This is a genomic window from Candidatus Burkholderia verschuerenii (genome assembly GCF_001189365.1).
GTDB lineage: Bacteria > Pseudomonadota > Gammaproteobacteria > Burkholderiales > Burkholderiaceae > Caballeronia > Caballeronia verschuerenii.
In genome coordinates, this window is record NZ_LFJJ01000022.1 from 1 (window position 1) to 14042 (window position 14042).

At 65.2% G+C, this 14042-nt stretch carries 13 protein-coding genes and 2 pseudogenes; 7 read left to right on the forward strand and 8 right to left on the reverse strand.

Going from position 1 to position 14042, the window contains the following annotated elements; translation table 11 throughout:
* Positions 1 to 127, forward strand: a pseudogene (locus BVER_RS32400) (IS5/IS1182 family transposase); the annotation flags it as partial.
* 128 nt (positions 128 to 255) lie between these two features.
* On the opposite strand, the gene BVER_RS06910 reads toward BVER_RS32400, so the two are convergent.
* Positions 256 to 747: a glutathione peroxidase gene (locus BVER_RS06910; protein WP_050452656.1), complete on the reverse strand. Its 492-nt coding sequence runs from the start codon at positions 745 to 747 to the stop codon at positions 256 to 258.
* A 133-nt stretch (positions 748 to 880) separates the two neighbouring features.
* On the opposite strand from BVER_RS06910, the pseudogene BVER_RS06915 reads away from it, so the two are divergent.
* Both BVER_RS06915 and BVER_RS06920 read left to right on the forward strand, forming a co-directional pair.
* Positions 881 to 2804 (forward strand): annotated as a pseudogene (locus BVER_RS06915) (ATP-binding cassette domain-containing protein).
* Positions 2805 to 2831: 27 nt separating this feature from the next.
* On the forward strand, positions 2832 to 3848 hold the full coding sequence (locus tag BVER_RS06920; protein WP_050452657.1) for a CaiB/BaiF CoA transferase family protein: 1017 nt from the start codon (positions 2832 to 2834) through the stop codon (positions 3846 to 3848).
* 6 nt (positions 3849 to 3854) lie between these two features.
* On the opposite strand, the gene BVER_RS06925 is transcribed toward BVER_RS06920, so the two are convergent.
* From BVER_RS06925 to alr, 3 genes are all read right to left on the reverse strand, one after another.
* Positions 3855 to 4118 (reverse strand): DUF2866 domain-containing protein, encoded by a 264-nt coding sequence (locus tag BVER_RS06925; RefSeq protein WP_050452658.1) that lies wholly within the window; start codon positions 4116 to 4118, stop codon positions 3855 to 3857.
* A 188-nt stretch (positions 4119 to 4306) separates the two neighbouring features.
* Positions 4307 to 5683, reverse strand: coding sequence for a DNA repair protein RadA (gene radA, locus BVER_RS06930; protein ID WP_050452692.1), 1377 nt, complete (start codon positions 5681 to 5683; stop codon positions 4307 to 4309).
* Between the two features lie 55 nt (positions 5684 to 5738).
* Positions 5739 to 6809, reverse strand: a complete 1071-nt coding sequence (alr, locus tag BVER_RS06935) for an alanine racemase (RefSeq protein WP_050452659.1) — start codon at positions 6807 to 6809, stop codon at positions 5739 to 5741.
* Positions 6810 to 7084: 275 nt separating this feature from the next.
* On the opposite strand from alr, the gene lplT reads away from it, so the two are divergent.
* From lplT to thiD, 4 genes are all read left to right on the forward strand, one after another.
* Positions 7085 to 8392 carry a lysophospholipid transporter LplT gene (gene lplT, locus BVER_RS06940; protein WP_050452660.1) on the forward strand — a complete coding sequence of 436 codons (1308 nt, stop codon included), beginning with the start codon at positions 7085 to 7087 and terminating at the stop codon, positions 8390 to 8392.
* A 71-nt stretch (positions 8393 to 8463) separates the two neighbouring features.
* On the forward strand, positions 8464 to 9276 hold the full coding sequence (gene thiM, locus BVER_RS06945) for a hydroxyethylthiazole kinase (RefSeq protein ID WP_050452661.1): 813 nt from the start codon (positions 8464 to 8466) through the stop codon (positions 9274 to 9276).
* 2 nt (positions 9277 to 9278) lie between these two features.
* A complete protein-coding gene (gene thiE, locus BVER_RS06950) occupies positions 9279 to 9926 on the forward strand; it encodes a thiamine phosphate synthase (protein WP_050452662.1) in 648 nt (215 codons plus the stop codon).
* A 10-nt stretch (positions 9927 to 9936) separates the two neighbouring features.
* On the forward strand, positions 9937 to 10749 hold the full coding sequence (thiD, locus tag BVER_RS06955; RefSeq protein WP_050452663.1) for a bifunctional hydroxymethylpyrimidine kinase/phosphomethylpyrimidine kinase: 813 nt from the start codon (positions 9937 to 9939) through the stop codon (positions 10747 to 10749).
* A 13-nt stretch (positions 10750 to 10762) separates the two neighbouring features.
* Here the strand turns inward: thiD and BVER_RS06960 are convergent, their stop codons facing one another.
* The 4 genes from BVER_RS06960 to tsaB are packed head-to-tail and all read right to left on the reverse strand — an operon-like array spanning position 10763 to position 13986.
* Positions 10763 to 11737 (reverse strand): DUF1853 family protein, encoded by a 975-nt coding sequence (locus BVER_RS06960; RefSeq protein ID WP_050452664.1) that lies wholly within the window; start codon positions 11735 to 11737, stop codon positions 10763 to 10765.
* The gene (locus BVER_RS06965) at positions 11737 to 12714 is read right to left on the reverse strand and encodes a uracil-DNA glycosylase (protein ID WP_050452665.1); all 978 of its coding nucleotides are present in this window, start codon (positions 12712 to 12714) and stop codon (positions 11737 to 11739) included. The genes BVER_RS06960 and BVER_RS06965 overlap by 1 nt, the downstream gene beginning before the upstream one ends.
* Positions 12701 to 13195: a ribosomal protein S18-alanine N-acetyltransferase gene (rimI, locus tag BVER_RS06970; protein ID WP_050452666.1), complete on the reverse strand. Its 495-nt coding sequence runs from the start codon at positions 13193 to 13195 to the stop codon at positions 12701 to 12703. The genes BVER_RS06965 and rimI overlap by 14 nt, the downstream gene beginning before the upstream one ends.
* Complete coding sequence (gene tsaB / locus BVER_RS06975; protein WP_050452667.1) at positions 13192 to 13986, reverse strand: tRNA (adenosine(37)-N6)-threonylcarbamoyltransferase complex dimerization subunit type 1 TsaB; 795 nt, start codon at positions 13984 to 13986, stop codon at positions 13192 to 13194. Before tsaB ends, rimI begins: the two co-directional genes overlap by 4 nt.
* Between the last annotated feature and the right edge of the window lie 56 nt (positions 13987 to 14042).

The following is a 14042-nucleotide window of genomic DNA, read 5'->3' on the forward strand; positions in this document are numbered from 1 at the left end:
CGCTTCTTTAAGCGTATCAAGCATTTTCGTCGCGTCGCCACTCGATATGACAAACTCGCCCACAGCTACCTCACCTTTGTCTCCATCGTGTCTGCTCGGGCCGCTCTTAAATGTAAACAGGACCTAGGATCGGCCAAGCGGCTTTCTTTGGTTACTTTCTTTGCCGCCGCAAAGAAAGTGACCCCTCCGCCGGGGAGGCGGTTACTGCATAAAAAGCAAGCCAACAGAAGCAGCAGGACCCCAGCAACGCCCCCCTCAGAGCAACCGCTCAATATCATCAGCAATCGCCTCCGGCTTAGTCTGCGGCGCAAACCGCTTAACGACATTACCCTTGCGATCAACAAGAAACTTGGTGAAATTCCACTTGATCACCTCGATCCCAAGCAACCCCGGCTCCTTGTCCTTAAGAAACTTGTACAGCGGATGCGCGTTCGCCCCGTTCACGTCGATCTTCTCAAACATCGGAAACGACACCCCGAAGTTCTTTTCGCAAAAGCTGCCGATCTGCTCCGCATCGCCCGGTTCCTGCTTGCCGAACTGGTTGCACGGAAACCCGAGCACCGCGAAACCGCGCGCCGCGAACTGCTGATAAACCTCCTGCAAGCCCTTGTATTGCGGCGTGAACCCGCATTCGCTCGCCGTGTTGACGATCAGCAGCACCTTGTCGCGATAGGTATCGAGACTTTGATCGGCGCCGTCGATGGTTTCGGCGGTGAAGTCGTAGATGCTGCCCGGTGTGTCGCTCATGTTCGCTCCAGATGAGATTTGCATAGCCGATGCTACCAACCCGCGGCCGCTATTAGCCGAACGGGCGACCCCTCGGACGAAACCCGGCCGGTCTAAAATAGCGCTTTCGTTCAACGCCCGCCGCCATTTCGCCGTGATCCGCTTCAACCAGTTCAGCCTGTCCCGCGGCACCAAGCCGCTTTTCGAAGAGACCAGCTTCACGCTCAATCCGGGCGAGAAAGCCGGTCTGGTCGGCGCAAACGGCGCGGGCAAGTCCACGCTGTTCTCCGTATTGCGCGGCGAACTGCACGCCGACGGTGGCGACTTTGCGATGCCGCCGTCGTGGCGCATCGCGCACGTCGCGCAGGAAACGCCCGCCGTGGATCGCACCGCGCTCGACTATACGCTCGACGGTGACGTGAATCTGCGCGCGATCGAAGCGCGTATCGCGCAGGCATCCGCCGCACACGACGGCGTCGCCGAAGCCGAAGCGCACGCCGCCTTCGCCGATGCCGACGGCTACACCGCGCCCGCCCGCGCCGAAACCCTGCTGCTCGGCCTGGGCTTCACGCTCGAACAGACGCGCGAACCGGTCGCGAGCTTTTCCGGCGGCTGGCGCATGCGCCTGAATCTCGCGCAGGCGCTGATGTGTCCGTCCGACCTCCTGCTGCTCGACGAACCGACCAACCACCTGGACCTCGACGCCATCGTCTGGCTCGAAGACTCGCTCGGCCGCTATCCGGGCACGCTGGTCGTGATTTCGTACGATCGCGAGTTTCTCGATTCGGTCTGCAACGTCACGCTGCATCTGGAGAATCGCCAGATCAAACGCTACGGCGGCAATTACAGCCAGTTCGAAGTGCTGCGCGCGCAACAACTCGCGTTGCAGCAGAGCGCGTATGAAAAGCAGCAGCGCACGGTGGCGCACTTGCAGAGCTTTATCGACCGTTTCAAAGCCAAGGCGACCAAGGCCAAGCAGGCGCAGAGCCGCGTCAAGGCGCTGGAAAAGATGGAGCTGATCGCGCCCGCGCATGCGTCTTCGCCCTTCACGTTCGAGTTCCGCGAGCCCGACGCAGCGCCCAATCCGATGATGGTCATGGAAGGCGTGCGCTGCGGCTATCGCGGCGACGACGGCCACGAAATTCCGATCGTCGAAAACGTCACGCTGTCGATCCAGAACGGCCAGCGCATCGGCCTGCTCGGCGCAAACGGTCAGGGCAAGTCGACGCTCATCAAGACGCTGGCGCATACGCTCGACGCGCTCTCGGGCGCCGTGCGTCAGGGCAAGGGCCTGCAGATCGGCTACTTCGCGCAGCATCAACTGGAAACGCTGCGTCCCGACGACTCCGCGCTTCAGCATCTGGCTCGCCTCGCGCCCGATACGCGCGAACAGGAACTGCGCGACTTCCTCGGCAGTTTCAATTTCTCCGGCGACATGGCGACCGCGAAAATCGCGCCGTTCTCCGGTGGTGAAAAAGCGCGGCTGGCGCTGATCATCTGGCAGAAGCCGAAACTGCTGCTGCTTGACGAGCCGACCAATCACCTCGACCTCGAAACGCGTCACGCGCTGACGATGGCGCTCGCGCAATTCGAAGGCACGCTGATTCTCGTCTCGCACGATCGCCACTTGCTGCGCGCAACGACGGACACCTTCATGCTGGTGGCCAAGCATCGCCTGCATCCGTTCGATGGCGACCTCGACGATTCGCGACTGGCTGCTGCAACACGCCGCCGAAACGCGCGCGGCCGCCAAGGATGCGAGCGGCGCGGCCAATCCTTCCGACAATGCGCCGAACCGCAAGGAGCAGCGCAAGCAGGAAGCGCAGGAGCGCCAGAAGCTCGCGCATCTGAAGAAGCCGTTGCAGACGCGCATCGCGAAAATCGAAAAGGAGATGGAGAAGCTCAACGCGGAGAAGGCGCAACTCGATGCCTTCGTCGCCGATCCCGCGAGTTACGAGGCCGCGCAGAAAACCCGGCTGACCGACACGATCCGCCGTCAGGGCGAAGTCGGCGCGCGGCTCGAAACGCTCGAAATGGAGTGGCTCGAAGCCCACGAGGAACTCGAGCAGATCGGTTGATTAGCGGTTCATAACCGGAGACTCACCTTGACGCCTTCCCTCAGCGGTCTGCGCGTGCTCGATCTGACGCGGCTCCTGCCCGGCCCTGTCGCCACGCTTCGGCTGGCCGAACTCGGCGCGGATGTCCTGAAGATCGAGCCGCCCGGCGAAGGCGATTACGCGCGCTCGATGTTCCAGAGCGAAGCGGACCGGCAGAGCGGCACGCCGAGCGCGTTCTGGCGCATCGTCAATCGCAACAAGCGGACGATGACGCTCGACCTGAAATCCGAGGAAGGCCGCGCGAAGCTGATCGAACTCGCGCGCGATGCCGATTTGCTGGTGGAAAGCTTCCGTCCGTCGGTGATGGCGCGGCTCGGCGTCGGCTATGACGTGCTGCGCGCGGCGAATCCGAAGCTGGTCTATTGCGCGATCACCGGCTACGGTGGCGACGGCCCGTTCGCGCGGAAGGCGGGCCACGATCTCAACTACATCGCGTATGCGGGCGTGCTCGATCAACTGGCCGCGCGCGACGGCGTGCCCATCGCGCCGAATTTTCAGTTGGCGGATCTGCTGGGCGGCGCGCTGGCCGCCGTGATGGAAATGCTCGCCGCGCTCTGGCAAGTCGCGCGCGGCGGCGAGGGACGCTGCCTGAACGTGTCGATGACCCACGCGATGCACACGCATAACGTGATGGCGCACATCGCGCTCGCCAACGACGATCACGCCGGCACGCGCGCGGGCTTCGGCCTGCTCAACGGCGGCGTGCCCTGCTACAACGTGTATCGAACGAAAGATGAGCGGTTTATCGCCGTGGGCGCGCTGGAACTGAAGTTCTGGCAGACGCTTTGCGATGCCATCGGCCGCCCGCAATGGGCGACGCGGCACTGGAGTCTCGGTCAGGCAATCGGCGGCGCGGATGCCGCGCAACTCGGCGCGGAGTTCGCCGCGCTGATCCGCGAGCGAACGCGCGACGAATGGATCGCGCTGCTCGAACCGCTCGATTGCTGTGTCGCGCCGGTGCTCACGCCTGCGGAGGCGACGGTGCATCCGCTGTTTCGAAGCTGAAAAAGCTCAACGGCGCGGCAGCGTCTGACGCGGCTGGCGTTCGTCGTCGATCAGCACGTGCTTGCGGCCCATCACATGATGGCGAATGGTCGCGACGACTTCGTCTTCCGTGACATCGGCCGCGACGACACGGCGCGAGATCTGCCCTTCGCCGTCGATCCATTCGACGATCCGGCAGCCGTTGTCCCACGGTTGCTGCAACGGTGGCGACACACGGCAGCCGCGCAGATGGAACGCGGCTTTCGGCCGGGTTGATTTGGCTTGTTTCAAAGCGTGGTCCTCTCGATCCTTCCGGTCACTTCGCCTGTCTGAGAGCCTCGGCTGGGTTGACTGGTTCCGTAGCACTGAAAGGATAGGGACGTCGAACCTTAAATAGGTTACAGGTCGAGACGCTTTTTTTACGATGCGTTACGAAAAGTGCGATGAGGCGCAGCATCGCGCCATGTTCGCGTCAGCAATCATTCGAGATCGCGGACACGATCGATCACCTCCTCGATCCGGTCGACGGCGATCACCTTCAGCCCGTCGATCGCCTGCTTCGGCGCGTTGGCTTTCGGGATCAGCGCGATCGAAAAGCCGAGCTTGGCGGCTTCCTTCAGGCGATCCTGACCGCGCGGCGACGGACGAATCTCGCCAGCCAGACCGACTTCGCCGAACGTGATCAAGCCCTTGGGCAGCGGCTTGTTGCGCATCGACGAATGAATCGCGAGCAGCACGGCCAGATCGGCCGCCGGCTCGGTGATCTTGACGCCGCCGACCGCGTTGAGAAACACGTCCTGATCGAAACACGCAATGCCCGCATGCCGATGCAGCACCGCCAGCAACAGCGCGAGCCGGTTCTGCTCCAGCCCGACCGCAAGCCGGCGCGGGTTGGGCACATGCGCGGTATCGACCAGCGCCTGCACTTCGACCAGCAGCGGACGCGAGCCTTCCTGCGTGACCAGCACGCACGAGCCCGCAACGCTCTGCTCGTGCTGCGACAAAAACAGCGCCGACGGATTGGCGACGCCGCGCAGGCCGCGCTCGGTCATCGCGAACACGCCGAGTTCGTTCACCGCGCCGAAACGATTCTTGAACGCGCGCACCAGACGGAACGACGAGTGCGTATCGCCTTCGAAATACAGCACGGTGTCCACGATATGTTCGAGCACACGCGGCCCTGCGAGACTGCCTTCCTTCGTCACATGGCCGACCATGATGATCGCCGTGCCGGTCTGTTTGGCGATGCGCGTCAGTTGCGCGGCGCACTCGCGCACCTGCGCGACCGAACCCGGCGCGGACATCAGCGCTTCCGAATAGATGGTCTGGATCGAGTCGATGACGGCGACTTCGGGCCGTTGCTCGTCGATGGTCGCCTGAATTTTTTCGAGCTGGATTTCGGCGAGCAGGCCGAGATCGGCGGCAGCGCTGTCCTTGCCGATCAGCCCGAGCCGTTGCGCGCGCAACGCGATCTGCTCGCCCGATTCCTCGCCGCTGACATAAAGCGCGGGCCGCTCGCGCGCGATTTCCGCCAGCGATTGCAGCAGCAAGGTCGACTTGCCGATACCCGGATCGCCGCCGATCAGCACGACGCCGCCCGGCACCAGACCGCCGCCCAGCACGCGATCGAATTCGCCGACGCCGGTCGTGAAGCGCGGCACGTCCGCCGCTTCGATTTCCGCGAGCCGTCGCACCGGCGAGCTTTTCGCCAGCGCCTGGAAGCGATGCGCCGAAGGCGTTTCCGCGACCGATTCCGTCAACGTGTTCCAGGCGTGGCATGCCGCGCACTGCCCCGTCCATTTCGGCGACTGCGCGCCACATTCGCTACAGACGTAGAGCGTCTTTGCTTTCGCTATTTTTGCCACACCGTGCCTTGCGTCGAGTTTTCGTTCTTCGTGTTCTGGAAACGCGTCATTCCGCGCGGACCGGCACGCGCTGGGCGATCGCGCACATCAGCTCGTAGCCGATGGTGCCGCACGAACTCGCCACGTCGTCGATCGGCAGATGTTCGCCCCACAACTCGACGCGCGAACCGATGCCCGCACCGGGACACGGCGTCAGATCGACGGTCAGCATGTCCATCGACACGCGGCCGACGAGCTGCGTCCTCACGCCCTCGACGATCACCGGCGTGCCTTCCGGCGCGATACGCGGATACCCGTCCGCATAGCCGCACGCGACGATGCCGATCTTGGTCGGCTTGTCCGCGACATACGTCGAGCCGTAGCCGATGCTGTGCCCCGCGTCGACCGTCTGCACGGCGATGATTTCGGACGACAGCGTCATCGCCGGCTTGAGTCCGATGCCGTCGATATCCGCGGTCTTGCCCGACGGCGACGCGCCGTACAGGATGATGCCCGGCCGCACCCAGTCGAACTGCGCATCCGGATGCCACAGCACCGCTGCCGAATTCGCCAGGCTGCGCGCCCCCGCGATGCCTTCCGCGCCGCGCTCGAACGCCTCCAGCTGATGCGCGATGCCGCGCGGGCCGTCCGCATCGGAGAAATGGGTCATGAGCGTGATCTGGCCGACGCCCTGCACCGCCCGCGCCCGCTCCCACGCCGCCCGATACTTCTCCGGCGTGTAGCCGAGCCGGTTCATGCCGCTGTTCATCTTCAGCTGAATATTGACCGGCTTGGACAGGCGCGCCATTTCCAGCATGCGCAATTGCTCGTCGCAGTGGACGGCGGTGGTCAGGCTGTAGCGGTCGATCACGTCGATATCGGTCGGCCGGAAAAAGCCTTCCAGCAGAAGAATCGGGCCGGCCCAGCCCAATTCACGCAACTTCGCGGCCTCTTCGAGGTCGAGAAGACCGAATCCGTCGGTCGCACGCAATCCGGGGAACGCTCGCGCGAGTCCGTGGCCATACGCATTGGCCTTGACGACGGCCCAGATCCGGGATTTCGGCGCGTACTTGCGCGCGACGGCGAGGTTGTTGGCGAGTGCGGCGGTATGAATCGTAGCTGACAGGGGGCGCGGCATGAGTATTCAGTGGTCTTGCAATTCGCGCGGCGGGTCGAAAAGCGCCTGGCTTTCACGTCCCGGATGCCTTGCGAATCAGTATCTTATGAGGAAATCGGCGCACGATCGTGTGTTTTCGCACGCGATCGAGATTACTGCTAGTCAGAATGCGCCTATTTTCGTGTTATAAAGCCGTGCGCACAACCTATTTCGACAGGCATAAGCCCGGACGCAAGACGCGCGGCATGGCGAGCGTTCGGGGCGGATCACCCGCAGTGAGGAAAGCTTCGGATCAGATGAAAAAAGGTTTTTACACCATCATGGCCGCGCAGTTTTTCTCATCGTTGGCCGATAACGCTTTACTGATCGCTGCCATCGCACTGCTGAAAGACCTCCATGCGCCCAACTGGATGACGCCGCTGCTCAAGCTGTTCTTCGTCCTGTCCTACGTGATATTGGCCGCTTTCGTGGGCGCGTTCGCGGATTCGCGGCCCAAGGGTCATGTGATGTTCGTGACCAACTCCATCAAGGTGGTCGGCTGCCTCACGATGCTGTTCGGCGCGCATCCGTTGCTCGCTTACGGCATCGTCGGCTTCGGCGCGGCGGCGTATTCGCCCGCGAAGTACGGCATTCTCACCGAACTGCTGCCGCCCGACAGGCTGGTCGCGGCCAATGGATGGATCGAAGGGACGACGGTCGGCTCGATCATTCTCGGCACGGTGATGGGCGGCGCGCTCATCAATCCGCTGGTCGCGAGTCATCTGCTGTCGTATCACATCCCGCGCATCAACACGCCCGCCGAAGCCGCGATGCTCGTCATCATGGCGATGTACGTGGTCGCCGCGATCTTCAACCTGCGCATTCCCGATACCGGCGCGCGCTATCCGAAGCAGGAAACGCGGCCGATCAAGCTCATCACCGATTTCGCCGACTGCTTCGTCACGCTGTGGCGCGACAAGCTCGGCCAGATTTCGCTCGCGGTGACGACGCTCTTCTGGGGCGCGGGCGCGACGCTGCAGTTCATCGTGCTCAAATGGGCGGAAGTCTCGCTCGGCATGACGCTCTCGCAAGCCGCCATCCTGCAGGCCGTGATCGCCGTGGGCGTGGCGGTCGGCGCGGTACTCGCGGCGGCGCGCGTGCCGCTCAAACGCTCGCTGTCGGTATTGCCGGTCGGCATCGTCATGGGCATCGCGGTGATGATCATGGCGTTCTACACGCGTCATCTGTTCCCGGCGCATTGGGGCATCTATTTCGGCAAGATGCATTTCCCCGGTTATCTGCTGATCGCCTATCTGTTCCTGATGGTCGTCGGCGGTTTGTCGGGCTTTTTCGTCGTGCCGATGAACGCGCTGCTCCAGCATCGCGGACACGTGCTGCTGTCGGCCGGGCATTCCATCGCCGTGCAGAACTTCAACGAAAATCTGTCGGTGCTGATCATGCTGTGCCTGTACGCGCTGCTGGTGTGGCTCGACATGCCGATCCAGTTCGTGATCATGATGTTCGGCTCGTTCGTGTGTCTGATGATGTACTTCGTCATGCGCCGTCATCAGGCGAATCAGCGCGCGTTCGATTCCGTCGCGCTGATCGGCGAGGCGCGGCACTGAAGCTTTCGCCACGCTCGATTTGCCGCGATGAAGGCGCATTCCGCGCGCGAATCGGCTAAGCTTTCCCGATCATGCGCTCAGCCGATCTCTTTTCCCATGTCACGCGGGTGCGCTCCGGCGCGCCGCTCGTGCATTGCCTGACGAATCTCGTCGTCACCAATTTCACCGCCAACGTGCTGCTCGCCATCGGCGCCGCGCCCGCGATGGTCGTCGCGCGCGAGGAAGTCGCGGAATTCGCGCCGATCGCGAGTGCGCTGTCCGTCAATCTCGGCACGCTCGACGAACCGCAGGCGCGCGCCATCCGCCTGGCCGTCGACGCCGCCCGCGATGCCGGCACGCCGTGGGCGCTCGATCCGGTCGCGGTCGGCCCGTTGTCGTTCCGCACCGCCTTCGCCTTCGATCTGCTCGATGCGAAACCCGCCGTGATTCGCGGCAACGCTTCGGAAATCATCAGTTTGTCGGGTGGCGCGGCGAGCGGCCGCGGCGTCGACAGCACCGCCGCGACGGATGCCGCGCTCGACGCCGCGCAAGTGCTCGCGCTGAAAACGCAGGCGATCGTCGCGGTCACCGGCGCGACCGATTACATCACCGATGGCAAACGCGTCGTCGCGCTCGCCAATGGCTCGCCGCTGATGACGCGCGTGACCGGCGTCGGCTGCGCGCTGTCGGCGACGGTCGCGGCATTCGTCGGCGCGGCATCGCGCGCGGAATGGTTCGATGCGACGGTCGCGGCCATCGCGTATTCGACCATCGCCGGCGAACTCGCCGCACGCGATGCCGCGATGCCCGGCAGTTTCGCGGTGGCGTATCTCGACCGGCTCGCCTCCGTCGACGAAGCCACCTTCGACAAAACGCTCGTGCAGCGCGATATCGCGTCCGCCTGATCATGCGCGCATCGTTCGATCTTTCGCTTTATCTCGTTCTCGATCCCGTGCAGTGCGGCGGCCACGACGCGGCGATCGCGGTGGCGCGCGCCGCACTCGAAGGCGGCGTCACGCTCGTGCAACTGCGCGCGCCCGAGTGGCACAAGCGCGCGTGGTTCGAGCTCGCGCGCGATGTGCTGCCGATCGCGCGGACGCATCGCGTGCCGTTCGTGATCAACGATCATGTGGATGTGGCGCTCGCGGTCGGCGCGGACGGCGTGCATGTCGGCCAGCGCGATCTGCCCGCCGATGTCACGCGCAAACTGCTCGGACCCGACGCGCTGATCGGCCTGTCGGTGTCCAATCTCGCAGAAGCCGAAGATGCCGACCGCTTCGCAGGCGTGATCGACTACGTCGGCGCGGGTCCGGTCTGGGCGACGCCCACCAAGGCCGATGCGTCCGCGCCGTGCGGCATCGACGGCATCGCGGCGATTCGCGCCCGCGCGCGGTTTCCGACCGTCGCCATCGGTGGCATTCAGGCCGACAACGCCGCCGACGTGATGCGCGCGAAGCCCGACGGCATCGCGGTCGTCTCCGCGATCTGCCGCGCCTCGAATCCGCGCGACGCGGCGGCGGCGCTGGCCGCGACCATCGCGCAATCCCGTTCCTGATTCACACGCCATGACATCGACGACATCCATTCCCAACGCGCTCACCATCGCCGGTTCCGATTCGGGCGGCGGCGCGGGCATTCAGGCCGATCTCAAGGCGTTTTCCGCGCTCGGCGCTTACGGCCTGTCGGTCGTCACGGCGCTGACCGCGCAGAACACGCGCGGCGTCACGGCCGTGCATGCGCCGGAACCGGCGTTCATCACCGCGCAACTCGACGCCGTATTCGACGATATCCGCATCGACGCCGTGAAGATCGGCATGCTGGCGAACGCGGGCATCGTGCGCGCGGTCGCCGATGCCTTGCGGCGCTATCGGCCGAAACATGTTGTGCTCGATACCGTGATGATTTCCAAGAGCAATCACGCGCTGCTCGCGCCGGAAGCCGTCGCCGCGCTGCGCGACGAACTGCTGCCGCTCGCGACCATCGTCACGCCGAATCTGCCGGAAGCCGCCGCGTTGCTCGGCGTGCAGAGTGCCGCCGACGAAGACGAAATGGTGCGGCAAGGCGAAGCGTTGCGCGCGCTCGGCGCTCGGGCCGTGCTGATGAATGGCGGGCATCTCGCGTCGTCCGACAGTCCCGACTGGCTGATCGAAGCGAACGGCGCGCTGCGTTTGGGCGGCGCGCGCGTGCCGCTGAAGAACACGCACGGCACCGGCTGCACGCTGTCGTCGGCGATTGCGGCTCTCGCGCCGCAAAGCGGCGATCTCGCCACGGCCACCGCCGAAGCCAAGCGCTATCTGACCGGCGCGATCGAAGCGAGCACGCGGCTCGACGTCGGGCACGGCGTCGGGCCGGTGCATCATTTTTTCCGCTGGTTGTGAGCGTTTCTCAGCGCTAAAGCGTGCGCGCCGCGTACGCTCTCGCCCGCTCCGGCCAATCGTCCGGCACGATAAAACCGCGCGTGTCCTCGCGCCACGCGCCGGTGTCGTCGCGCGCGTAAGAGGCGAGCATCGTCGGCGCGGCGATCGATGCCAGTTGCGTGTGAATCGTGGCGGCATCGGCCAATAACGCGTCTGCATCGGCCGCATACAGCCGGCGCGACGCCAGCCACGCCATGCGCGGCTGCACGACCCACGCGTGATCGTCGCGCGCGCTCGCGCCATGCGATGCGTGCCATTCCGACGCCGTCATCCACCAGCCGCGCAGATGGTCGTCGGCGACTTCGGGCGCGACGTCGGGGACGACTTCGGGCGCGGCATCGCCGTGATAGAACAACCGGTCCTTGACGATCGATTGCGGCAGCCACGGACCGTCGAGCTTCAACGCCGCGAACTCGGCGCGCGACGTCAGCGCCAGTTGATGCGTGACCAGCCGCGCGTGCTTCAGATCGAAGCGATCCTGCAGATTCGGCCCGACGTAATCGGCGAGTCGGGCAACGCGCGGCGTGTCATCGCCGATATGCAGATAGAACTTGACCGCCAGTTCCCAATGCAGGCGCGTGCCCGCCTCGTTCTCCAGCAGAAAATCGCCTTCGCCGATGGTGCGACGCTGCCAGCGCAACGGCACGTTCGCCGCAATCAGGCGCGTGGTCGGCCCGTGCGCGATGAAGTACCCGAGCAGGCTTTCGGCATAGACGCCGAGGCGCGTGAACTTCGGATCGCGTGCGTGGAGGTGGAAGGCGTCGGGCGCGGCATCGAGCGTCGAGAGCCAGCCGAGCACGGCATCGCGCTCTTCCGGCGATGCGAAAGGCCGCGCGAGCGGCGCACCGGCAGCGCTTGCGCGCAGCAGATCGGGCGCAAACAGCAGACAGGCCAGATCCCGCACGGTCACGTCCTCGAAGCGATCGACGAGCCGCGCGAGTTCGGTCATCAGCGTGCGCCCTTCCTCGCGCCGTCGTCCGCCGATGGCTGCACGCCAAGCTTCTCGAGCGCATCGCGATACGCACCGCGCGCGAGGCACAGATCGGCCCACGCCTTCGATTTGTCGGGCAAGCTGCGCAGCAGATACGCTGGGTGATACGTGACCACCACCGGCACGCCATGATATTCGTGCACGCGCCCGCGCAAGGACGCGATGCTCGCCTCGATCTTGAGCAGACTCTGCGCGGCGAAGCGCCCGAGCGCGACGATCACCTTCGGCTTCACCAGCGCGACCTGCCGTTGCAGGAACGGCTCGCAGCGCGCCACTTCCTCGAGTTCGGGATTGCGATTGCCGGGCGGCCGGCACTTGATCACATTGGCGATATACACGTTCGATTCGCGCGACAAGGTCAGCGAACGCAGCATGTTGTCGAGCAGCTTGCCGGCCTGTCCGACGAACGGTTCGCCCTGCTTGTCCTCGTTCTCGCCGGGCGCTTCGCCGATCAGCATCCAGTCGGCTTCGCGATCGCCGACGCCGAAGACCGTATTGGTACGGCGTTCGCACAGGCGGCAGCGCTGGCAATCCGACACGCGCGCGGCGAGCGCGTCCCAGTCGAGCGTGGGGATATCGTCGGGCGCGGCGGCTTGCTCGATCGACGGCTCGTGAATCGGGGCTTCGTCGGTCCACGGGAGATCGTCGTAGGCTTCGAGCGGCGGGAGGTCGGGATCGACGGACGGCGATTCGGCGCGTTTTGCCGGGCGCGCTTCGGCTTGCGGCGCTCGCGCCTGCACGGGCTCTTCGCGCTTCGTGATGCTTGCTTCCGCTTGCGGCGCCTGCGATTCCTTCGCCGCGACATCACCCGTCGGCTCCGCTTTCGCGACCGCGACGACCGGCGTTTCCACCGACGCACCGGCTTCCGCCATCCGCCGCCGCACCCAGACCGTGCCGATGCCCAATTCGTCGAGCAGGATCTCATCGAATGCCATGCAGACTCTCCTTCGGAAACACCAGACGCATGACGATTGCGTCCTCGCGCATGCGATGCCGCGCGGGGTAATAATTTTTGCGCCGGCCGATCGCCACGAAGCCGAAGCGCTCGTAAAGTAGGATCGCGCGCGGATTGGACGGTCGCACTTCGAGCAGCATGCCTTCGAGCTTTTCCACCCGCGCGATACGCACCGCTTCGCGCAGCAGCGTCAAGCCCGCGCCCGCGCGCTGCGCCGACGGCGCGACGCACAGATTCAGCAGATGCATTTCGTCGACCACGGGCATCAGCACGCAATAGCCGATCAGCGTGCCCGTCACATGCCGCAGACAGACGCCGTGATAACCGTTGCGCAGCGAATCCTGAAAATTGCCGCGGCTCCACGGAAATTCGTAGGCGAGTTTCTCGACGGCGGCGACTTCGTCGAGATCGGCTTCGGTCATCGGTGTGAGATACCGATCTACGAGCAAAACGCCGCTCACCGAAGCGCCTCCGCGTTCGGCGCGCCCTTCTTCGCTTCCATGCGCTCGGCGGTGGTCTGCGCGACCTTGTTGCGGATGTACTCGGGCGCGGCCTGATCCGCCGGAATCGTGCGGCCGTCGCGCCACGCGCGCAAAGCGATCAGCGCGACCGGCAAGGCATGCGGCAGCGCCTCGCGATCGACCAGCGCTGCCGCCGCCAGCGCGGGCAGCCGGTCGCCGAAGGCATCGGCGGCGTTGCCCGCGAGTGCGAACGGCGCATCGGGCAAAGGCAGCGCGGCGGGGGCATCGAGCGAAGCGGGATGCAGCGTGCGCCAGTCGGCGGATGCATCGTCGGCTTCGTAGACGGCCCAGTAGGCTTCGTCCATGCGCGCATCGAGCACGACCAGCACGCGCGGCGGCAGCGATGGCATACGCAGGCGCGCGGCCTCCGCGCAGGCGGCGAGCGTGCTGACCGGCACGACCGGCACGTTCAGCCCGAACGCCAGCCCTTGCGCGACGCCCGTCGCCGTGCGCAAACCGGTGAACGACCCCGGCCCCGCGCCGAACGCGACGGCATTGCAATCGGCGAGCGCGAGGCCGGCAGCATCGAACAGTTCGCGCACCATCGGCAGCAGCCGCGTGCTCGATACCGCGCCGGTCGCTTCGTGCCGGAACCAGACGCGCACGTCGCCGTCGATAAATTGCGGCGATTCGGGAGGCGTTGCGGCCGGCGCGGCGGCATCGGCGAGCAAAAGCGCGGCGGAGCAGAACTCCGTCGAGGTATCGAGGGCGAGCAGAACGGTGCGTGTCATGGCCGGTATTGTAATGCGGGAGACGCGCCGAAACGCCTCCGGCATCGCGTGCGGCG